Origin of the sequence: Autumnicola aciditolerans (assembly GCF_041679265.1) — a bacterium.
Taxonomy (GTDB): domain Bacteria; phylum Bacteroidota; class Bacteroidia; order Flavobacteriales; family Flavobacteriaceae; genus Autumnicola.
This window is the reverse complement of sequence record NZ_JBGFSM010000005.1, coordinates 41,258-61,750: the sequence shown is the minus strand read 5'-3', so window position 1 is coordinate 61,750 and position 20,493 is coordinate 41,258. Positions and strand designations below refer to the sequence as shown.

The 20,493-nt window shown below is 39.8% G+C and carries 20 protein-coding genes; 16 read left to right on the top strand and 4 right to left on the bottom strand.

What is annotated here, in order from left to right; genetic code table 11:
• Positions 1–193: 193 nt before the first annotated feature.
• The 15 genes from AB8M93_RS06440 (at position 194) to AB8M93_RS06370 (ending at position 16,075) form a co-directional block, all read left to right on the top strand.
• The gene (locus AB8M93_RS06440; RefSeq protein ID WP_373056756.1) at positions 194–676 is read left to right on the top strand and encodes a YciE/YciF ferroxidase family protein; all 483 of its coding nucleotides are present in this window, start codon (positions 194–196) and stop codon (positions 674–676) included.
• 581 nt (positions 677–1,257) lie between these two features.
• Complete coding sequence (locus AB8M93_RS06435) at positions 1,258–1,764, top strand: hypothetical protein (RefSeq protein ID WP_373056755.1); 507 nt, start codon at positions 1,258–1,260, stop codon at positions 1,762–1,764.
• A gap of 87 nt (positions 1,765–1,851) precedes the next feature.
• Positions 1,852–3,360 (top strand): FAD-dependent oxidoreductase, encoded by a 1,509-nt coding sequence (locus AB8M93_RS06430; protein WP_373056754.1) that lies wholly within the window; start codon positions 1,852–1,854, stop codon positions 3,358–3,360.
• 9 nt (positions 3,361–3,369) lie between these two features.
• On the top strand, positions 3,370–4,230 hold the full coding sequence (locus AB8M93_RS06425; RefSeq protein WP_373056753.1) for an MBL fold metallo-hydrolase: 861 nt from the start codon (positions 3,370–3,372) through the stop codon (positions 4,228–4,230).
• Between the two features lie 374 nt (positions 4,231–4,604).
• Entirely contained in the window at positions 4,605–5,309 is a 705-nt protein-coding gene (locus AB8M93_RS06420; RefSeq protein WP_373056752.1) for an SDR family oxidoreductase, read from the top strand.
• A gap of 18 nt (positions 5,310–5,327) precedes the next feature.
• Positions 5,328–6,440 carry an NAD-dependent epimerase/dehydratase family protein gene (locus tag AB8M93_RS06415; protein ID WP_373056751.1) on the top strand — a complete coding sequence of 371 codons (1,113 nt, stop codon included), beginning with the start codon at positions 5,328–5,330 and terminating at the stop codon, positions 6,438–6,440.
• A gap of 10 nt (positions 6,441–6,450) precedes the next feature.
• The gene (locus tag AB8M93_RS06410; protein WP_373056750.1) at positions 6,451–8,478 is read left to right on the top strand and encodes a GDP-mannose 4,6-dehydratase; all 2,028 of its coding nucleotides are present in this window, start codon (positions 6,451–6,453) and stop codon (positions 8,476–8,478) included.
• Complete coding sequence (locus AB8M93_RS06405; RefSeq protein ID WP_373056749.1) at positions 8,475–9,497, top strand: MDR/zinc-dependent alcohol dehydrogenase-like family protein; 1,023 nt, start codon at positions 8,475–8,477, stop codon at positions 9,495–9,497. The genes AB8M93_RS06410 and AB8M93_RS06405 overlap by 4 nt, the downstream gene beginning before the upstream one ends.
• Positions 9,498–9,519: 22 nt before the next feature.
• Positions 9,520–10,542: a Gfo/Idh/MocA family protein gene (locus AB8M93_RS06400; protein ID WP_373056748.1), complete on the top strand. Its 1,023-nt coding sequence runs from the start codon at positions 9,520–9,522 to the stop codon at positions 10,540–10,542.
• On the top strand, positions 10,532–11,653 hold the full coding sequence (locus tag AB8M93_RS06395; RefSeq protein WP_373056747.1) for a glycosyltransferase family 4 protein: 1,122 nt from the start codon (positions 10,532–10,534) through the stop codon (positions 11,651–11,653). The genes AB8M93_RS06400 and AB8M93_RS06395 overlap by 11 nt, the downstream gene beginning before the upstream one ends.
• On the top strand, positions 11,650–12,780 hold the full coding sequence (locus AB8M93_RS06390) for a CgeB family protein (RefSeq protein WP_373056746.1): 1,131 nt from the start codon (positions 11,650–11,652) through the stop codon (positions 12,778–12,780). The genes AB8M93_RS06395 and AB8M93_RS06390 overlap by 4 nt, the downstream gene beginning before the upstream one ends.
• Entirely contained in the window at positions 12,764–13,882 is a 1,119-nt protein-coding gene (locus AB8M93_RS06385; protein ID WP_373056745.1) for a CgeB family protein, read from the top strand. The genes AB8M93_RS06390 and AB8M93_RS06385 overlap by 17 nt, the downstream gene beginning before the upstream one ends.
• Before the next feature lie 10 nt (positions 13,883–13,892).
• Entirely contained in the window at positions 13,893–14,966 is a 1,074-nt protein-coding gene (locus tag AB8M93_RS06380) for a CgeB family protein (RefSeq protein ID WP_373056744.1), read from the top strand.
• 11 nt (positions 14,967–14,977) lie between these two features.
• The gene (locus AB8M93_RS06375) at positions 14,978–15,772 is read left to right on the top strand and encodes a TIGR04290 family methyltransferase (RefSeq protein WP_373056743.1); all 795 of its coding nucleotides are present in this window, start codon (positions 14,978–14,980) and stop codon (positions 15,770–15,772) included.
• 18 nt (positions 15,773–15,790) lie between these two features.
• On the top strand, positions 15,791–16,075 hold the full coding sequence (locus tag AB8M93_RS06370; protein WP_373056742.1) for a hypothetical protein: 285 nt from the start codon (positions 15,791–15,793) through the stop codon (positions 16,073–16,075).
• A gap of 339 nt (positions 16,076–16,414) precedes the next feature.
• On the opposite strand, the gene AB8M93_RS06365 is transcribed toward AB8M93_RS06370, so the two are convergent.
• Complete coding sequence (locus AB8M93_RS06365) at positions 16,415–16,960, bottom strand: DUF1697 domain-containing protein (protein ID WP_373056741.1); 546 nt, start codon at positions 16,958–16,960, stop codon at positions 16,415–16,417.
• 179 nt (positions 16,961–17,139) lie between these two features.
• Here AB8M93_RS06365 and AB8M93_RS06360 point away from each other — a divergent pair, with 179 nt between their 5' ends.
• The gene (locus tag AB8M93_RS06360) at positions 17,140–17,523 is read left to right on the top strand and encodes a DUF4383 domain-containing protein (protein WP_373056740.1); all 384 of its coding nucleotides are present in this window, start codon (positions 17,140–17,142) and stop codon (positions 17,521–17,523) included.
• Here the strand turns inward: AB8M93_RS06360 and AB8M93_RS06355 are convergent.
• The 3 genes from AB8M93_RS06355 to AB8M93_RS06345 all read right to left on the bottom strand — a co-directional run bounded on the left by AB8M93_RS06355 (position 17,520) and on the right by AB8M93_RS06345 (position 20,349).
• Positions 17,520–18,707 carry an MFS transporter gene (locus AB8M93_RS06355; protein WP_373056943.1) on the bottom strand — a complete coding sequence of 396 codons (1,188 nt, stop codon included), beginning with the start codon at positions 18,705–18,707 and terminating at the stop codon, positions 17,520–17,522. The genes AB8M93_RS06360 and AB8M93_RS06355 overlap by 4 nt on opposite strands.
• 27 nt (positions 18,708–18,734) lie before the next feature.
• Positions 18,735–19,199, bottom strand: coding sequence for a hypothetical protein (locus tag AB8M93_RS06350; RefSeq protein WP_373056739.1), 465 nt, complete (start codon positions 19,197–19,199; stop codon positions 18,735–18,737).
• 403 nt (positions 19,200–19,602) lie between these two features.
• Positions 19,603–20,349 carry a thioredoxin domain-containing protein gene (locus AB8M93_RS06345; protein ID WP_373056738.1) on the bottom strand — a complete coding sequence of 249 codons (747 nt, stop codon included), beginning with the start codon at positions 20,347–20,349 and terminating at the stop codon, positions 19,603–19,605.
• Positions 20,350–20,493: the final 144 nt, after the last annotated feature.

Here is a 20,493-nt window from a genome sequence, read left to right as displayed (position 1 = left end):
ATTATATAAAAGTCAGTCTTTAAAAAATGAAAGAAAAGAATTCTCCTGTACTGCTTTTATTGAAGCAGAGAGGAGCAGTAAGGGCGGGAGCAGGAATTTAATATAAATGCAACAAAGTATTATGCTCTGTTTAACTGAAATGGATGTAATTCATTGTTAGCTTTATGATGATAACCAATAAAAACAATGAGTTATGAAAGATTTGAAAGATTTATTTGAGCATCAGTTAAAAGACCTGTATAGTGCAGAGTCACAATTGATAGAAGCACTGCCAAAAATGGTTAAAAATGCAAGTGACGGCGAACTTAAAAAAGCATTTGAAAGCCATCTTGAAGAAACCAAAGAGCATAAGAAACGTCTTGAAGAAGTTTGTAAAGAATTGGGAATAAAACCTACCGGCGAAAAATGTAAAGCCATGGAAGGACTTATAAAGGAAGCCGAATCTTTCCTTAAAGAAGATGCCGATGATGATGTACGAGATGCCGGGCTCATAGCAGATGCCCAGCGGGTAGAGCACTACGAAATTTCGGGTTATGGGACAGTAGTTAGATATGCTAAAGAATTGGGCCATGATGGTTTGGCAAAAAAATTACATAAAACCCTGGAAGAAGAATATGGGGCAGATGATAAATTAAATAAACTGGCTGAAAGCAGGTTGAACCGGGAAGCAAAATAAGATAAACGTTCCGGAAATGAGCGGCTGGAAATAATTATTACCTTCATTTCCATCATTATATGTTAATTCTTTTAGCTTTTGTTGAAGATAGCTTTTTCTACTGGATTAAGTACTTGCATAAATTTTTTGCATAGGCAGCGTTCTTTTAAATGGTAAATCTTCTGTTTAAAGGGAATATGGGATTCATAAAGAAGTACTAAGCAGCTTATTAGAAAAGTATTGTAGCTCATTTTTAGGCTAAATGTAAAATTACTAACGGGTAGCGTTGCAAAAACGTTAATACCGAAAGCATAAGAGTTATGGAAGGCCAAACAATTTTAACAATTTTTAAGAAAAAAATCTGAAAATTAACAAAATAAGGAAATATAATTATTTTTTCTTAAATCTATAAGAAAGTGGTAAACTAATAATATTTGAAGGTGTTCAGGAAGAAGCTGGGATAGAGCAGCATTTTTCTTTATTAAAAATTGGGGTTAAAAAAGTTAAAATACTACATAATGGCTTTTTTCGGGGTTAAATTTAGATATGATTTTTTTAAAGGTCATTCTAATTAATAAACCACCGAATAAATTTTAAAAGCCATGGGATGTCGGGAAAAAACAATCAGGATTCTTGAAAAATTAAAAATCAGGAATCTGGCACATCAAAAGGATTATCAGCATGTGGCGTACCAGAGCAAAAAGCTAATGATTAAGTCATTTTTCTTGAAGCTTGCGGGCCAGAAGAAAGAATTTGCGGCAAAATTACAGGCCCAGATTGTAGCCTTACAAGATGAATTGCTGCCTCATGAGAAATTTCAGTTACGCATGGGTGTCACTGGTGATTTTCCGGCTCTGTTTCATGTCTCCAGGTATGAAAGGCAGGGCTTGATTAAAGAATGTTACAGGAGGGAAAAAAAGAGCCTCCAGTATTACAATTGCGCACTTTCACAGGTAAATCGTGGAAGTATACGTGAATTGCTGTTAGCTCAAAAGCACAAAGTTTATCTGTGTCTTAGAGAGATAAAATGTATGGGTATCAGGATCTATGAAATTGAAGATGAATCTGATGAAGTTTCATTTGAAATTGAAGAAAAATTTTCTTCCTGAAGTTCCCATAAATCAATCTTTATCAAAGGCCTGTGTTAAATTCTTAAACAGGCCTTTATTTTTGTATAACCAATTAAATTATAATACATGATAGAAGGATCTTTATGGAATTCGTATTCAGATGAAACTATTACTTACCCTAAATTAAAAGGAGACATAGCCGTTGATGTTGCTATTGTGGGTGGTGGAATAACCGGTATTAGTACTGCGCAGGCTCTTGCTGAAAGAGGTTATAAGGTTGCAGTTCTGGAAGCAAAAAGTGTTGGAAAGGGCACTACTTCGCACAGTACCGGTAATCTATATGTGATAATAGACCAGCTGCTTTCCTCCTTAAAATCCAAGTACGATAAAGAAGTCGTGAAAAAAGTTATTCTCTCCCGCTGGGATGCGCTTAAAAAAATTGAGCAAAATGTGGAAGCTTTTCAAATAGATTGTGACTTTAAGAAACAGCCCCTGTTCTTATTTGAAGATGCCAATAGCATGAAAATGCTGGAAGAAAAAAAAGTAGCCAAGGAAATTGAGTTTGAATTTTTTGAGCTTACTAAAACATTTCCATTAGACCACGATGATGGTATGAGAATAGAAGATCAGGCCCAATTTAATCCGCTCCTATATATACAGGGCTTGGCCAGTGCCATTGAAGGTGAAAACTGTAAAATATATGAGCAAACCATCGTCCGGGCCATAGAGGAAGAGGAAGACAGGGTACTGGTACACACCCCTGGCGCCATAGTTTCTGCTCAATACGCTATTCACGCCACCCATACTCCTAAAGGAATGGAAATGCAATATCACACCGCTTTAGGGCCTTACCGCGAATATGGGATAGCCGCCAAACTTCATTCCCCCGATTATCCTGAAGGAATCTTTTGGGGATATTACCATGATAAAAAATATTCGTTGAGATCTTATTCACGAAAGGGAGAACAGTACCTAATAGCCGTTGGAAGCCCACACAAAATGGGGCAGGCTAAAGATAATAAAGAGCATGTAGAAGATCTTAAAAATTTTATTCAGAAGAGATTTGATATTTCTGAGTTTACTCATGTATGGGGTGGACAAAATTATAAGCCTGCAGATTTGCTTCCTTATATAGGAAGAAAAAAGACCAATTCCCGCGAATTTGTGGCCACAGGATTTTCTACAGACGGATTAGTTTACGGTACACTTTCAGCATTAATTCTGGCAGATCAAATTGAAGGGAAATTTAACCCTTATGAAGAACTATATAGAGCGGCAAGGCATAATCCCGCAAAATCTGCAGGGAAGTTTATTAAAGAAAACGTAAATGTGGCCGGAGAATTTATAAAGGATCTGGTTTTTAAAGGAGATGATGAGGATCTAGTGGGAATACCTCCGGGGGAAGCTGCCGTTCTCACACGCAATGGAGAAAAATTAGCAGTGTACAAAAAAGAAGATGGATCGCTAAGTATACTCTCGGCACTTTGTACACATATGGCTTGTAGGGTACACTGGAATAATGTTGAAAAGAGTTGGGATTGTCCCTGTCACGGCAGCAGGTTCAATACTACGGGAGAAGTAATAGAAGGGCCGGCCTATATTCCCTTAAATAAAATTGAAATAGATAATAAATAAGAATCAATTATGAGCAAGAAGATGAAGCAAAGTGATGACAGTATGCCTATTCCAATGACTTCCTTTAGAAGTGGTAAAGGGGAAGAAATTCGTGATGATGTTTATTACTACACCAATCAAATAGTTAATATTGTAATGATTGGCAAACCGAAATCTCAGGATTGGGTGCTGATAGATGCGGGTTTGCCCAAATCTGGGAAAGAAATTTTAAATGTTGCTGAAGAAAGGTTTGGAAAAGGTACAAAGCCTAAAGCAATTATCCTTACCCACGGCCATTTTGACCATGTTAGTAACCTGGTATATTTAATAGATCACTGGAATGTTCCTGTTTATGCTCATCCCCTTGAATTTGGTTATTTAACAGGAGAGAAAAAATACCCCGAACCAGATTCTTCTGTAGAAGGAGGATTGCTGGCAAAGATTTCTTCCGTCTATCCACACGAGCCTATAAACATTAAAGCCGTTTTAAAGGAATTGCCGGCAGATGGAAAAGTGCCGGAATTAGCTTCATGGAAATGGATTCATGTTCCGGGACACGCGCCCGGACAAATTGCACTTTTTAGGGAAAAAGACAGAACCCTAATTGCAGCAGATGCGTTTGTTACCGTAAAACAGGATTCCTTCTATAAGGTGCTGGTTCAGAAAAAAGAAATAAACGGTCCTCCGGTATATCTGACTACTAATTGGGAGCAGGCAGCAGAATCTGTAGCTAAGTTGCAGGCATTAAATCCAGAGGTTGCCGTAACTGGTCATGGAGAGGCTATTAAAGGAAAAGAATTAAGGGAAGGATTAATGAATTTAAGTACTAATTTTAAAGAACTTGCCGTTCCCTCTCACGGGAAATTTGTAAAAGACGAACGAAAAAAATAAAGCATTTAAAAAAAAGCACCTTGAGCCGTGAATAAAATTAACTTTTTTTTATGTTTTTAAATGCATCTTCAGTAGCAGCAGCTACCGCCACTAAAGGCTTCATCTCCTATATAAGCTTCTATGGCATCTAATGATATTAAGAAATCTTTACAACTGCTTTAGGAGTATTTATTATGGATCTAACTTAAATTTGAAAGTCAAAGAAGATCGGTACCTCCCAAAGGACAAGGGATTCAGCTTTAAAGCTGTTTTCTTTTTTTCGGGAAATTATAATTTTTCAGGTTTTATTGAAAAGCAAAAGCTGTTTTTCAATTGTCCCCGTTCCTGATGCTTTTAAAGATGTTAATAGCTCTATAATATAGTTAAAGAAATTAATGCAAGCAGGCAATTTATCTGAAAATATATTAATAACCGGTGGGGCTAATGGAATTGGCCGCGCCGTCGCCAGGAAATTTTCTAACGAAAATTACCGGGTGGCTATAGCAGATGTTGAAATTCCCCGGGAGCAGGAAGAATGCCTTTCTTTCTTTAAAACCAATGTAAGTGATCCTGTAGATGTTGCGAATTTATATGATGAGCTTATTGATACTATAGGACATCCCGGAATATTGGTCTTAAATGCCGGAAGGGGAATTCAGGAAAAATTGTTTGAGGGTGATCCCGGAAAATGGCAGGAAGTGATAAATACCAATTTAATGGGGGCGCTTAGATGCATAAGAGCCTTTGTGCCGGAAATGATGAAGCGCCAAGAAGGCCATGTTATTATTGTGTCTTCTGTTTCAGCCGGCCAGCCGCATCCTTCAGGCGGCATATATGCGGCTACAAAAACTGCTCTGGAGATTATTGCTGATACCCTTCGATTAGAAACTCTTCCGCATATTAAAGTTACTGTAGTAAGTCCAGGAGTAACCAATACCAATTTTTTTGAAAATCAAATTTCCGGGTATACCAGCGTAGAAAATCTGGAAATGGGATTTCTTGCACCTGAAGATATTGCTGAAGATATTTTTTACGCGGTAAATCAAAAAGGAAGAAGTATTAATAAAATAATTACAAGACCACTAAAGCAAAGTTTTTAACCAACCAAAAAAAATTAAATGAGTAAAAAAATCTTAATAACCGGAGGAGCAGGATTCATTGGCTCACACCTTGCAGATGAATTACTATCCAAGGGTTACGAAGTGCGTGTGCTGGATAACCTCTCTGAACAGGTGCATGGGAAGGAGCGTAAAAAACCCTCCTACCTTAATTCTGAAGTAGAGTTTTTAATGGGAGATGTAAGAGATAAGGAAGCAGTAGAAAAGGCTTTGGAAGGGATTCATGCTGTTTTCCACCTTGCTGCTATGGTGGGAGTAGGGCAAAGCATGTATCAAATAAGGGATTATACCGCAGTTAATAATGTGGGAACCGCAACACTTTTAGAAGCTCTTATAAATCATCCCGTAGAAAAGCTGGTGGTGGCTTCCAGCATGAGTATTTACGGGGAGGGCCTTTATAAAGATGGGAAAGGAAACCTTGAAATGGAATGTGAACGAAGGCTTGAAGATCTTAAAAATGACCGGTGGGAAATGTATAAGGATGGAGAAGAATTAGAGCCTGTACCAACTCCGGAAAGCAAAAAACCAAATCTAGCCTCGGTCTACGCCCTTTCAAAATATGACCAGGAAAGGCTGGGGCTAATTACAGGAAAGGCATACAACATCCCTACCACTGCCTTGCGGTTTTTTAATGTTTATGGAACCCGCCAGGCTTTATCTAATCCTTACACCGGGGTACTTGCCATTTTTGCTTCGCGTCTTTTAAATAATAATCCTCCAATGATTTTTGAAGATGGGAAGCAAAAAAGAGATTTTATACATGTAAAAGATGTGGCCAGAGCCTGTAGGCTGGCAATGGAAACTCCAGATGCTGCCGGAGAAGTTTTTAATATAGGAAGTGGAAATCAATATACAATTACCCATATTGCAGATAAACTGGCCTCGGTTATGGGCAAGGATATTTCACCTGAAATTACCGGAAAATATAGGATTGGTGATATTCGTCACTGTTTTGCAGATACCGCAAAAACCAAAGAAATTTTAGGTTTTGAACCTGAGGTTCAATTTGAAGAAGGATTATTTGAACTTGCCGAATGGTTAAAAGGCCAGATTGCAACAGATAATGTTAGTAAGGCTAGCAGCGAACTTTCTTCAAGAGGATTAACCGTATAAACCAACCGTTATGCAAAAGAAACAAGTTACCTCCACTCCGGTTTTAGGAATATTAGAATGGTTCAGGCCAGGAGAGTACCAGGAAGTGGAAAATACTATAGAAGATCTTAAAAAACTTAATATTACACATCTCAGGACTGGAATTTCCTGGGCAGACTGGTATGTGGAAGGTACTGAAGAATGGTACGACTGGCTTTTTGCCACACTTGGTAAGCATGTAGAAATACTACCATGCTTCCTCTATACACCACCTTCCATAGGAGAAGCACCTAAAACCTCTTCCCCACCTAAATATGCAAAATCCTATGCCGATTTTATTGATCTTATGATCAATAGATACGGACAATATTTTGAATGGGTGGAGCTTTGGAACGAGCCTAATAATAAGGTGGAATATGATTATACCATGGATTTTTCTTGGCATAAGTTCACCAAAATGATAGATATGGCTGCCTACTGGGCCAAGGAAAAAGGTAAAAAAACAGTGCTTGGCGGGATGAGCCCCATAGATCCCAACTGGTTGCAGATGATGGCAGAAAGAGGAACTCTGGAAAATATCGATGCGGTAGGAATTCATGGTTTTCCTCATGTTTTCGATCAGCAATGGAGTGGATGGGAAGAAAATATAAAACAGGTAAAAAAAGTCCTTAGCCGTTTTGATCTTGAAAAGGAACTATGGATTTCAGAAGTTGGATTTTCTACCTGGCAGGACGATGAGGTAAAACAATTTGAAGAATTTAAAAAGGTTATTAATACTACTGCAGATCGTGTGTACTGGTATAGCCTGAATGACCTTCATCCTAAGAATCCTACTGTGGGAGGGTTTCACCTGGATGAAAGGGAATATTATTTTGGCTTAAAGAAAACAGATGGTACTAAAAAGCTACTTTATAAACTGCTGGAGAAGCATGGGCTGGAAAATATTCATAACCATTCCTATATTAATAAGCAGTATCACATACAAACCGATGAAAATTACAGCCTTATAACAGGAGGTGCCGGATTTATAGGGACCAACCTCGCAAAAAGGCTTCTGAGCGAAGGTAAGAAAGTAATGATTTTTGACAGCCTTTTCAGGGATGGGGTGGAACAGAACCTGCAATGGCTTCAGCAAAAATATGGAGATAAATTGATTGTGCAGATTGCCGATATTAAAGAAAAATGGGTTCTGGAACAAAGTGTGAAATATGCTAATGAAGTGTTTCATTTCTCATCACAGGTAGCGGTTACTACATCACTTACCAATCCTGTGCTGGATTTTCAGGTGAATATGGAAGGTACTTTTAACCTGCTGGAAGCTATTAGAAAATCTCCTCATCAGCCACCACTGCTGTTCACTTCCACAAATAAGGTTTACGGAGATTTGAACGATTTAAAAATGGAGCCGAATGAAACCCGCTATTCTCCTTCAGATAAAGAAATAGAAAAAAAAGGGGTGAGTGAAAAGAGGTCCCTGGAATTCCATAGTCCTTATGGCTGCTCTAAGGGCGGGGCAGACCAGTATATCCTGGATTATTCCCGGTCCTATGGGCTTAAAACCACTGTTTTTAGAATGAGCTGTATTTATGGTCCCCACCAGTTTGGCACGGAAGACCAGGGCTGGGTAGCCCATTTCCTAATCAGCGCGCTGGAAGATAATCCAATCGTGATCTACGGAAATGGAAAACAGGTAAGAGATATTCTTTTTGTTGAAGACCTGGTGGATGCTTTTGTTCTGGCAAGAGAGAATATTGAAAAAATTTCAGGAGAAGTTTTCAATATTGGAGGAGGTCCTTCAAATACGGTAAGCCTTATCGAAATTCTTCAGATTATCAAGGAGAAGACTGGTAAGGAAATGGAAATTTCATTTGAAGACTGGAGGACAGGAGATCAGCATTATTATGTTTCCAATACTTCCAAATTTCAAAAAGCCACTGGTTGGTCTCCAAAACATTCTGTAGAACAGGGAGTAGAAAAATTGCTCAACTGGCTATGTGAGACCCGAAATATTAGACTTGAAAATAAACCAAGATCATCTGCAAAAGCAGTAGCACTATGAGAATAAGTAGAACAGTACAGCAAATGCCTGTACTTCCTAATGAATCTGAAAAATATAAAGCGGCGGTTATTGAGCAACCTGGAAAGGTGGCCGTTGAGAAAAGGGAAATTCCGCAGCCGGGAAAAAATGAAGTAAGGATTAAATTACATGGAAGCGGTGTTTGTGCTTCCAATATTCCGGTTTGGGAAGGCCGGGATTGGTTTAGCTATCCTGTAGAAGAGGGAAATCCCGGTCATGAGGGCTGGGGCATAATAGATGCTGTGGGAGATGAAGTTAAAGGATTTACCGTTGGGGAGCGGGTAACCGGCCTTACCTATAATGCCTATGCCACTCACGACATTGCAAAACCTGAAAACCTGGTGAAATTACCAGATTTTTTAGATGATAAGCCTTTTCCCGGTGAACCGCTTGGCTGTGCGATGAATATCTTTTCCCGAAGCGATATCAAAAATGGGCAAACAGTGGCTATCGTGGGATGTGGCTTCTTAGGGCTTATGCTCATTCAGCTCGCAAAATCCCAGGGCGCAAAAGTAATTGCAATTTCCAGAAGGCAATTTTCACTGGATGCGGCAAAATCTGCCGGGGCAGATGAAACCATCCCTATGGATGATCATTTTAAGATCATAGAAAAGGTAAAAGAATTAACTGAAAATAAATTTTGTGAACGCGTAATAGAAGCCACAGGAAAAGAATGGCCACTGAACCTTTCCATAGAATTAACGGGAGAAAGGGGAAAACTTATTGTAGCCGGCTTCCATCAGGATGGTATGCGCAATTTAAATGTACAGATGCTTAACTGGCGCGGGATAGACATGATTAGCGCCCACGAAAGGGACCCACAAAAATATGTAGATGGAATAAAGGAAGCGATTGCCGCTATACAGAAGAACGAGCTGGATCCTTTCCCATTTTTCACCCATACGTTTAAGTTATCAGAAATGGAAAATGCTTTCCGGCACCTTACCCAACGGCCGGATGGCTTTATAAAAGCCTTAATTATTAATCCTGGCCATAGCTAATTAAACTAACCAACCAAAATTAATGATAACCACCAAACCAACTATTAAAGATGAAAAGCCGCTGGCATTGGGCTTCATAGGGGTAGGCTGGATTGGCCGTAACAGGATGGAAGTCCTGTTAAAAGAAGCCAATACCAACGCACTCATGATTTCTGAACCTTCCAAGGAAAATGCCAAAGAAGCCTTAAAAGAAGCAAAGTCGGCTATTCTGGCTTCTTCTCCAGAAGAAGTTTATGCGCATAAAGAGCTGGACGGGATTGTAATTGCCACCCCAAGTGCAATGCACGCAGAACAGGCGGTGGAAGCACTGAAAGCCGGGAAATCTGTTTTTTGCCAGAAGCCATTAGGGCGCAACACTTCAGAAGTAAAAAAAGTTGTAGAAGCTGCGGAAGAAGCAGATAAATTACTTGCCGTAGATCTTTCTTACCGGTACACCAAAGCTTTCCAGGCAATATATAAGCTCATTCAAAACGGAGAAATAGGAAAAATATACGCTGCAGATCTGGTTTTTCATAATGCTTATGGACCAGATAAAGAATGGTTCTATGACATTAACAGGTCTGGCGGAGGTTGCGTGATGGATCTTGGAATACATCTTATAGATCTCGCTTTATGGACCCTTGGATTTCCTGAAATTAAAGATGTAAAAAGTCACCTGTATCACAAAGGAAAAAAACTCTCTTCTTTTAATGAGCAGGTGGAAGATTTTGCCAGTGTTTCCATAACGTCAAATGAAGATACACATATTAACCTGGAGTGTTCCTGGAATATTAGCGCGGGACAGGATGCAGTAATCGAGGCACGTTTTTATGGAACCGAAGGAGGGGCAGCATTTAAAAATATAAATGGCTCTTTTTATGATTTTACTGCGGAAAAATATAAAGGCACCTCTACTGAAACCCTCGCTTTTCCTCCTGATAACTGGAGTGGCCAGGCAGGGCTGGTTTGGGCAAGAAATCTTGCAGAAGGAAAAGGATTTAATCGTGGATCTGCCGAAGAATTTATAAAAACAACCAAAATAATAGACCGCATTTATGGGAGATAGCAGGATGAAAGTATTGATGACCACCGATACGGTGGGAGGCGTGTGGACGTATTCTATAGAACTATGCCGCGCGCTTATTGAACATGGTGTTGAGGTCCATCTTGCGGCTATGGGAGCATGGCCTACCCAGGGGCAGCAGGAAGAAGCTTCGCGTTTGCCAAATGTAATCCTCTACAAGAGCGATTATAAACTGGAATGGATGCAGGATCCCTGGGAAGACCTTGAGAAAGCGCATAAATGGATCACATCCATCTACCAAACTGTTCACCCGGATGTTGTGCATTTTAATAATTATGCCCATATCGAAAATTTCTGGTCATGTCCCGTGGTCACTGTCTTTCATTCCTGCGTACAAACCTGGTGGCAGGCCGTTAAGGGTACAGCAGCTCCGGTTTCATGGGATAGGTATACAGGAATTGTAAAAGATTCTTTAAATGCTTCAGATGTGGTGGTAAGCCCAACAGAATCATTGCTGAAAAACGCTGTGAACACTCATAAGATCTCTTCCCATACTGAAGTGATACACAATGGCCGGGACCTTAGGTTTTCCGAAGAAAAGAAAAAAGAAAATATCATTCTATGCATGGGCAGGATCTGGGATGAAGCCAAAAATCTAAAGGCACTTTCAGGAATCGCTAAAAAATTGCCCTGGCCGGTTTACATCGCGGGCAATAATGTAAATCCCGGCACAGGAGCAAAAGTGGAGATTGAAAATGTCCATTTTCTGGGGGAATTATCTCCTGAAGAAGCTAAAAATATAATGCAGCGTGCAGCAATTTTTGCCAGCCCTACAAAATATGAACCCTTTGGGCTGGCCATTTTGGAAGCTGCCAGTGCCGGCTGTGCACTTGCTCTTAGCAATATAGATACCCTTATAGAATTATGGGGCACTACCGCGGCATTTTTTGATCCTGAAAATCCTGTGGAAACGGAGAAGAAAATAATGGAGCTTATTGAGGACCAGGAATACAGAAAACGAATGGCCTTAAAATCTACAAAAAAATCCAGGGAATATAACCTAAGGAAAATGGGGGCGGAATATGCTTCCTTATACAAACGATTAATAATTAGCAGAAAAACAGATTTAAACAGACTAAGCCAAAGCCTATGAAATTTGTAATGTTCTACCATTCTTTATATTCGGACTGGAACCATGGGAATGCCCATTTTTTAAGAGGTATCGTAAAGGAACTGCTTAAAAAGGGCCATGAAGTGGACGTCTATGAGCCAGAGGGAGGATGGAGCCTGAATAACCTTATTAAAGATCATGGTGCGGAAAAACTGGATGAATTCCGCCAATATTACCCCAGCCTAAATCCCCAGTTTTACAATCCGGGAAAACCTCTTAATTATGAAAATATCCTGGGAAATGCAGATGTGGTGATTGTGCATGAATGGAACGATGCTGAACTGGTTGCTGAAATTGGAAAGAAAAAAGAGCGCTATGGCTATAAATTACTTTTTCATGATACGCATCACAGGGCAGTTTCCGATGAAAAAAACATGGAAAAATACGATCTTGAAAATTATGATGGCTCCCTTGTTTTTGGGGAAGTGATCCGGAAGATTTATCAGGATAAAAAATGGGTTAAAAAAGCCTGGACCTGGCATGAAGCTGCTGATGCCGAATTGTTTAAACCGAAAAGGGATGCAGATAAGGAAGGAGACCTGGTATGGATAGGCAACTGGGGAGATGATGAGCGCACCGAGGAATTGATGGAATTCCTGGTGGAACCTGTTAAAGAACTTGGTCTAAAGGCCAAAGTTTACGGCGTACGCTATCCCGATGAAGCAAAAAAAGCCCTCAAAGATGCCGGGATTGAATACGGCGGCTGGCTCCCTAATTATAAGGTGCCGGAAGTTTTTGCCAAATATAAAGTTACCGTACACGTGCCCCGCCGGCCTTATGTGGAAATGCTTCCGGGGATCCCCACAATTCGTCCTTTTGAAGCCCTTTCCTGCGGAATTCCGCTCATCACTTCTCCCTGGGAAGATTCCGAAGAACTGTTTACCGCCGGTAAAGATTATCTTATTGCCAAAGATGGAAATGATATGGGCTACAGGATTTCAGAAGTGCTTAAAAGTGCGCAGCTGGCCCAAAGCCTTTCTGAAAACGGGCGCGAAACAATTCTTAAAAAACATACCTGCGCGATAAGAGTGGATGAGCTTGAAAAAATAATTGATGAAATAGCGTCTCCAATGGCCAAAAACATGAAAATTAATGATGATAAAAAATAAACTGAATATTGCATTTTTCGGCTCCAGTATCGTTTCTGCCTACTGGAACGGTGCCGCCACCTATTATCGGGGCATTGTAAAAGCCCTGAACAAAATGGGGCATGAAGTGACCTTTTATGAACCTGATATTTTTGAAAGGCAGCAGCACCGCGATATTGAAGATCCTGAATGGTGTAATGTAATTGTCTATGAAAAGGATAAGGTAAGTTTACGCGGATTGCTGCGGAAAGCCCAGGAAGAGTCAGACGTTATTATAAAAGCAAGCGGGGTAGGCGCTTTTGATGATTTTCTTGAGGAAGAGGTTGCTAAGATGAAGAGTGAACAAAATCTTGTAATATTCTGGGATGTAGATGCACCTGCCACGCTGGACCGTATTGAAAATGATGAAAATGATCCTTTTAGAAAACTTATTCCGCAGTATGATTTTATTCTCACTTACGGCGGTGGGCAGCCTGTAATTGATGCTTATGAAAAGAATGGGGCGCAAAAATGTATTCCAATATATAATGCGCTGGATACCGATACTCATTTTCCGGTAGCGCCCGATGAAAAATTTAATTGCACCCTGGCTTTCCTGGGCAACAGGTTGCCAGACCGTGAGGCCCGTGTTGAAGAATTTTTTCTGAAGCCTGCAGGAAACCTTCCGGAGCATCAATTTATTATTGGCGGAAGTGGCTGGGGAGACAAAGCTATGCCTGAAAATGTGGAATATGTGGGCCATGTGTACACCAGGAACCATAATGCCTTTAACTGTACCCCAATGGCGGTGTTAAATATTAGCCGGGACAGTATGGCGAAATACGGTTTTTCTCCAGCCACAAGGGTATTCGAAGCAGCCGGTGCCGGTGCCTGTATTATCACCGATTACTGGAAAGGTATCGATACTTTTTTTGAACCAGATGAAGAAATTATTGTGGTAAAAAATGGGGAAGAGGTAAAAAATGTCCTTTCTGAACTTACTCCTGAAAAAGCAGAAAAAATAGGAAAGGCGGCTTATAAAAAAGTACTTGCAAAACATACTTATGAGCATCGCGCAGAATTACTGGAATCTGTAATTTCCAGAAAACTGCATCATCAAACCGAAGAAGTAAAACCTTCATAAAACCTGAAAAATGAAATTTGTAGTCATTGGATTATCGATAACTTCATCCTGGGGAAATGGCCATGCAACCACGTATCGCGGACTTTTAAAAGAACTTTCGGTTTTAGGGCACGAGATTCTTTTTCTTGAAAAAGATGTGCCGTATTATGCCGGTAACCGCGATATGCCAGAACCAGGTTTTTGCCGGCTGGGCCTTTACAAAACTAATGAAGAACTCAAAACAGAATATAAAGATGAAGTAGCTAATGCCGATGTGGTTATTGTAGGTTCTTATGTACAGCAGGGAGTAGAAGTTGGGAACTGGGCAGTGAAAACTGCCAAGGGCATAACCGCCTTTTATGATATAGATACTCCTGTAACCCTGGCGAAACTGGAGCGGCAAGATTTTGAATATATAGACCCAGATTTGATCAGCAAATATGATATGTATTTGTCTTTTTCCGGAGGAGGCATCCTGGACCACCTGGAAAAACATTATGGTTCACCAAATGCAAAGGCATTATATTGCTCTGTAGATCCAGATTTATACTATCCTGAAGCTTTGGAAAACAAATGGCAAATGGGATACCTGGGAACTTATAGTACAGACCGGCAGCCAACGGTGAGCGAATTGCTGAATAAAACCGCGGCCAGCTTTCCGCAGAAAAAATTTATAGTCGCGGGTCCGCAATATCCTGAAGATTTCAAATGGTCGCCCAACGTAGAAAGAATAGACCATCTCCCGCCTGCAAAACACCGCGAATTTTATAATTCCCAGCGCTATACTCTAAATGTCACCCGGCAGGATATGATACGTGCCGGCTATTCGCCCAGCGTGAGGCTTTTTGAAGCGGCGGCTTGCGGGGTGCCTATCATTTCAGATTTTTGGAATGGGATAGACAGTATTTTTAAAATTAATAAAGAAATTCTTATAGCCGGCAATACCGCAGATGTAAGTGACTATTTTAATTCTATTGATGAAGAGGAAAGAAAGCAGATTGGGGAGAATGCCCGGCAAAAAGTTTTAAAATTTCATACCGCCAAGGCAAGGGCAAAAGAACTTGAAAAATATGTACAGGAAATCCTTGAGGTTTCCAAAATATAAACCACAACAAAATGTCAACTGAAGCAGAAATAAAAGAACTGGAGCCCTGGTTCCATAATATTCACCTTCCGGACGGGAATCAAACCGCCACCAATCATTTTCTGGGGGATTTCCCGGCTTTCAAATGGAAGAATATAAAAGATTCCATTCCACAGGATTTAACGGGTTGGAAAGTGCTGGATATTGGCTGCAATGCCGGGTTTTATTCCATAGAACTTGCTAAAAGAGGCGCTGAGGTTACCGGGATAGACCTTGATGAACATTACCTGAAACAGGCGAGGTGGGCAGCTAAACAATTCGGGCTTGAAGATAAAATTACCTTTAAGCAAATGCAGGTGTATGATTTTGCCCATTCTGAAGAGCAGTTTGACCTGGTTTGGTTTATGGGGGTATTCTATCATTTAAGATATCCCATGCTGGCCATGGATATCCTCTCTCAGAAAACCTCAAAAATGATGGTTTTCCAGACGTTATCCCTTCCCGGCAAAGAAGAAATGGAAATTCCCGATGATGTGGAATTCCATAAGCGGGATATTATGAAAGAAAATGCCTGGCCAAAAATGGCATTTATTGAGAATAAGCTGGCCGGGGATCCCACAAACTGGTGGGCGCCAAACCATCAGGGAATCCTTTCCATGTTAAGAAGCTGTGGCTTTAAAGTTACCGCTATGCCTGAAGATGAAACTTATATCGCAGAAAAAGATGAAAATTTAAAATCTGCCCTGGAGACCTGGAATTTTTCAGAATATCTTTCTGCAGTAGGGAAAGACTGGAAAAAGGAAGTAGAAAAGAAAACAAAAAAGTAACTCTAAAAAAGAAAGATTATGGCAACTCAAGATTCAAAAACAACTACAGATCACGACACTATTAAAAAATGGGTAGAAGCGCGAGACGGGCAGCCGGCTCTTGTAAAGGGAACCACAGATAGCGGCAAAGGCGGCGGATTATTGCGTATAAACTTTCCCGGTTATGCCGAAGAAAACCTCGAAAACATTGAATGGGATAAATTCTTCAGCATTTTTGATGAGAATAACCTTCAGTTTCTTTATCAGGAAAAATTGAAGGATGGCAACGACAGCCGCTTCTTCAAATTTATCGCGAAAGATTAGGTTCACGGGATATTTAAAACTGAAGTTTTAGGATCGGTAGGATTTCATGTTGCTTTTATACATAGAAAAACGGCGACAAAACCTATAAAAAGAATTGAGTGCCGTCTGGATAACCAATATCCTGGCGGCATTATTTCTTATTATTTTTCGGCTATAATAAATTGGGTGAAAAGAATTGGTGAAGATTGAGCATTTCGTATGCGTTCTAATGCTCTGAATTTCAGTTCTTATTCTAAGGATACATGGAGTGACTTCGTATAAAAGTTCAGATTATAGTATCATTTGATAGTATCAAAAGCAAAATTCATTTAATTTTAATCGACATAGTCGCTCCCAATACTAAACTGCATCTTTTTGAAGCAGCTCCTGAAGTTTTAAAACCGTTTTCCAGTTTCTGGTGGTGGCTGCAACCTTCAGTTTATTTTCAAAGAAATTATTGGTGAGTTTGGAATCGCTGTATTTCCCGGTACAATAAACAAACGCATTCTTGCCTTTTACTTCAAAAGAATCAGGCTCATAATTGGCATTTTTTGCCTTATCAATATTTTCAGCATCCGGAGCTTGCTTTAAGAAGCTTAAGTGCAGCCTGTCTAAATCGCTTTCTTTGCTGAAATATGGATTATCTGAAATTGCTTTTTCTACTTGTTCTGCAGAGCGAATAATTACAGGAACCTCAAAACCATAAGTGTCCAGAATAAATTTTTCCAGTTGTGTCTCCATTTTTGAGATATTCTTTACATTTTCATTGAAGATGATATTTCCGCTCTGGATATACGTTTTCACATTCTTAAAACCTATTTTTTCGAGATTCTGCCTAAGATCTGCCATGGGGATTTTGCGTTTTCCGCCAACATTTATCCCTCTTAAGATTGCGATATAATTCATCAGGAGTATTTTAATGAAGATAATTAATATTCCTCAATTTGTTTCTTATAGCTTTATTTTCTTTTAATGGAGGCAACAGTAAAGCTTCAGCTCAAATTTCTACCGCTCCGGTTTTTATCCCAGATTTATTAAGCCTATCTTTAAATTTATTGTTCTTCAAAATCATAAAAGCAGGAAATATGGAGAGAGAAATGAGGGTTAGTAATTTTTGCGCAATTTTAATTGGGATATTTCTTGTGGTCCAGGGAAGCTGGGGGTTAATTGATCCTCCCCCGTTTGAAATCTTCAGTACCAATATAGCACATGCCGTTATTCATATTCTTTTGGGAATAGCAGGAGTATGGAGTGCCATTAAAGGTTCATCTTATAAATTTAATTTGTTCTTAGGAATTCTTTTATTGCTGGTGGGAGTGCTGTGGCTAATTCCAGGCATACAGCAACTGCTCATTAATTTGCTTAATATTAACCGTGCCGTAGCCTATTTAAACATTTCTATTGGGGTGGTTTCCTTATTCACGGCTTTTGCTCTGGGGACGGGCAACACCTCCCGCCGTAAAGTTTAATTTTCTTTTGCCTTAAAAAGAGCCCATAGCCCAAAGGCAGGACCTGCAAAAAGAATAGTAAAGAGGTAGGCTGCAGGAATAAACTCAGCAACATAGCCCAACAATTGTATACTTACAATGGTGATGCTGAAGCCTATGCAATTTACAATGGTTAATGCCGAACCCCGGTTCTCGGCAGGAGCATTAGCGGCCACAAGGGAAGAGAAAAGAGGGGAATCTGCCACTACGGTTAGGCCCCATATCATCAGGAATCCCAGCAGTAGCAAGGGCGATCCCTGTAGTAGAAATATTGGTGACAAAAGGCAACAACAGCCGGAAAGCAAAAGTGCGAAGGCAGCAGTTTTTTTAGCGCCTTTCTTTGCTGAAATATATCCCGCCGCAATACAGGATAATCCACCAGCGCCAATAATCATAAAGGAAAATAGGGGGACATTAAATACTGCGGAAGGATGGAAAAGGCTATAAGTTTTTAGTATAAACGGAACAAATGCCCAGAAGGCATAGAGTTCCCACATGTGACCGAAGTATCCAAAAGCGGCAGCCCTAAAGCCTGAATTCCTGAAAATAGATGGAATTGTACTGAAACTTTTTACTGTTGTCGGTTGCCTGTAAGGCCCGTCTGGCACCAGGAAGAGAATTAATAATCCGCCTAAAAATGCGAGCGTTGAGGTGGCCAGGATCACCATCCTCCATTCCAGGCCTTCGGCGGCAGTAAACATCTTTAAAAAATGAGGAAAAGCAGTACCTAACACCAGGGCACCCACTAAATATCCAAGGGAAGTGCCAAGTCCTTTTTTATAATAATCTGCCGCGATCTTCATACCTACAGGATATATTCCTGCCAGCGTAAAACCGGTAAGAAAACGGAGCAGCAGAAGGCTGTTCATAGTATTAAACCCAAATATGGAACAGGCGTTTATTAGAGCGCCCAGGAGTGCACAAATAAAGAATACCCTGGAGGGGGAGAACCTGTCCGCAAGGTTTAAAAAAGCAAAAAGGAGGCTGCCCAGGATAAATCCCAGTTGTACTGCAGAAGTAAGATTGCCTAATGCTGAAATGTCTATTTTAAATTCCTGTAACAGATCTGTCATTACCGCGTTTCCCGCGAACCAGAGGGAGGTACAGCAAAACTGGGAGAATACAATAACCGGTAAAATACGCTTTCCAGCAGGGTTTAAAATCATAGAATGGAGTGCAGGCAATATTTGAAATTATAGACGGGCTTCCTGATTTATCATATTCTTTTGTTTCAGGTTTACCGGCGAGCCATGGTTTTCAGCAAGCTCTACAGCAGTTTTCAGCATTCCCAGCATGCCTATTCCCAATACAATAAGCCCTGGAGACAGGTTGTTGAGGTTACTGTTTTCAGAAAAAAAATAGATTATAAAGCCCACGCTTAAGAGGCTAATGCTAAAAAGGCTAAGGTAAATAAGAAAAATTTTGGAATACTTTTTATTCTGAAAAACAATTCTCGATAATTTATTCTGGATTTTACGGGTGTCCTGGAAGCAACTGAAACTTATGGCCACCCCGCAAAATACTAATGCCGAATTATAATCCTGCCAAATGGATTGAAAATTAGTCATTAATGGTTTATAAGCATAGTAAAGAGCTGTAAGAACAAAAGGATACTGTAGGTAACTTACTAAATGAAAACTTTTCTTAATTCCTTCCATAGCTTATAAATTAGGAAGCGAAACGCCCGGATTAATATTACTGAAAATAATTCAAAAAAGGAGGATAGTAAAAAAATTATCCCCGGCTTTTTATAAGAGCTCATCTTTTGTTGCAATTAAAGAATGCTTCAGCACCAAGAAGTTTAAGCCTGAATGTAAATAAAGTTTAATGGGGCCTTGTTTCTCTTTTCTTGCATTCAAACGCTTATGGGATCTTCTCCATAATATAAAAAGAGCTATAATTAGCATACCTAAAAAGTGGTATTTTTCACTGTTTTAATCCGAATAAATGGATTTTAAAATTCCCGATGTACAAATAATTTATACATTTATAATAGTTATACATTACATAACTAACCAACCAAAGGGAGCAGCTTCTGTTAAAGGAGCTGCTTTTTTTAAATTAATTAGTTTCCGCAGCAAAGGAAGGTTTTTTGTAATATCCTGCAATAAACATATAGATCTCCAGATTTTCATCCTGAATAGGGGTGGTGAAATTCCAGAAAGGAATATTGTTTGCCGGAAGAAAATCGAACAAAAAGGAAACCCGCCCTTCACGGTCAAGAATATAATATCTCGTCTGCCGGTTAATTTTAAGCTTCTCTTTTATATATTTTCCAGTGTTTTCAACATAAGGAAATTTGGCCTCCTTGCTCCAGTCTTTGTACTGACAGGAGCCTTCGAGAATTGCGATTACATTTACATCTTTTTTCTTCTGAAGTTCATTTAGGGTTTCAATCAACCTTTCGTCCGGCTCAAAAGTTTTGCTCCAGAAACATATAATGCTTCTCTCTCCCAGCAGGTGTTTAATAGAATTAAGGTTTGGCAGGCTCTGGTTTAACCATTGCGCATCGGTGACTGCGGAAGGCTGTATATTCCCAAGATATTGGTGTACAGCAACATTGTTAATAACCATGTTATCCACTTTAACCCTTTCCACTATATGATGCTCAAGCCCTAACGGCTTAAATATGGAATCCATACCATTAGGAGCTTTAGGCCGCAATTCCCGGTAATTGCTATACATTTTTTTAAATTCAGCTGCCGAGTAGAGGCTGTCATGCACCTTATAAAATTCCTGACCTCTTAGTTCCTGCAGGCCCAGGATACTGCAAAATACCAGTAAGGCGGATAAAAGCTTTAGATTCATTTTGATGGTTGGTCTTGATTGAAAATCGGCTTACAAAATAGTTAAAATATAAATATACTGTTATTAATAATTAATAATATAGAATTTATAGCATGTTCCGAAGGGTTTATTGATCAACATAGCAATCCTTTTTACAAAATTATT

Bases quoted from the DNA above. Each gene is read 5' to 3' on its own strand.
- AB8M93_RS06415 (WP_373056751.1), top strand. From the start codon at position 5,328: ATGAGTAAAAAAATCTTAATAACCGGAGGAGCAGGATTCATTGGCTCA.
- AB8M93_RS06400 (WP_373056748.1), top strand. From the start codon at position 9,520: ATGATAACCACCAAACCAACTATTAAAGATGAAAAGCCGCTGGCATTG.
- AB8M93_RS06390 (WP_373056746.1), top strand. From the start codon at position 11,650: ATGAAATTTGTAATGTTCTACCATTCTTTATATTCGGACTGGAACCAT.
- AB8M93_RS06385 (WP_373056745.1), top strand. From the start codon at position 12,764: ATGATGATAAAAAATAAACTGAATATTGCATTTTTCGGCTCCAGTATC.
- AB8M93_RS06375 (WP_373056743.1), top strand. From the start codon at position 14,978: ATGTCAACTGAAGCAGAAATAAAAGAACTGGAGCCCTGGTTCCATAAT.
- AB8M93_RS06425 (WP_373056753.1), top strand. From the start codon at position 3,370: ATGAGCAAGAAGATGAAGCAAAGTGATGACAGTATGCCTATTCCAATG.
- AB8M93_RS06435 (WP_373056755.1), top strand. From the start codon at position 1,258: ATGGGATGTCGGGAAAAAACAATCAGGATTCTTGAAAAATTAAAAATC.
- AB8M93_RS06420 (WP_373056752.1), top strand. From the start codon at position 4,605: ATGCAAGCAGGCAATTTATCTGAAAATATATTAATAACCGGTGGGGCT.
- AB8M93_RS06440 (WP_373056756.1), top strand. From the start codon at position 194: ATGAAAGATTTGAAAGATTTATTTGAGCATCAGTTAAAAGACCTGTAT.
- AB8M93_RS06370 (WP_373056742.1), top strand. From the start codon at position 15,791: ATGGCAACTCAAGATTCAAAAACAACTACAGATCACGACACTATTAAA.
- AB8M93_RS06350 (WP_373056739.1), bottom strand. From the start codon at position 19,199: ATGGAAGGAATTAAGAAAAGTTTTCATTTAGTAAGTTACCTACAGTAT.
- AB8M93_RS06395 (WP_373056747.1), top strand. From the start codon at position 10,532: ATGGGAGATAGCAGGATGAAAGTATTGATGACCACCGATACGGTGGGA.
- AB8M93_RS06365 (WP_373056741.1), bottom strand. From the start codon at position 16,960: ATGAATTATATCGCAATCTTAAGAGGGATAAATGTTGGCGGAAAACGC.
- AB8M93_RS06410 (WP_373056750.1), top strand. From the start codon at position 6,451: ATGCAAAAGAAACAAGTTACCTCCACTCCGGTTTTAGGAATATTAGAA.
- AB8M93_RS06380 (WP_373056744.1), top strand. From the start codon at position 13,893: ATGAAATTTGTAGTCATTGGATTATCGATAACTTCATCCTGGGGAAAT.
- AB8M93_RS06430 (WP_373056754.1), top strand. From the start codon at position 1,852: ATGATAGAAGGATCTTTATGGAATTCGTATTCAGATGAAACTATTACT.
- AB8M93_RS06360 (WP_373056740.1), top strand. From the start codon at position 17,140: ATGGAGAGAGAAATGAGGGTTAGTAATTTTTGCGCAATTTTAATTGGG.
- AB8M93_RS06405 (WP_373056749.1), top strand. From the start codon at position 8,475: ATGAGAATAAGTAGAACAGTACAGCAAATGCCTGTACTTCCTAATGAA.
- AB8M93_RS06345 (WP_373056738.1), bottom strand. From the start codon at position 20,349: ATGAATCTAAAGCTTTTATCCGCCTTACTGGTATTTTGCAGTATCCTG.
- AB8M93_RS06355 (WP_373056943.1), bottom strand. From the start codon at position 18,707: ATGATTTTAAACCCTGCTGGAAAGCGTATTTTACCGGTTATTGTATTC.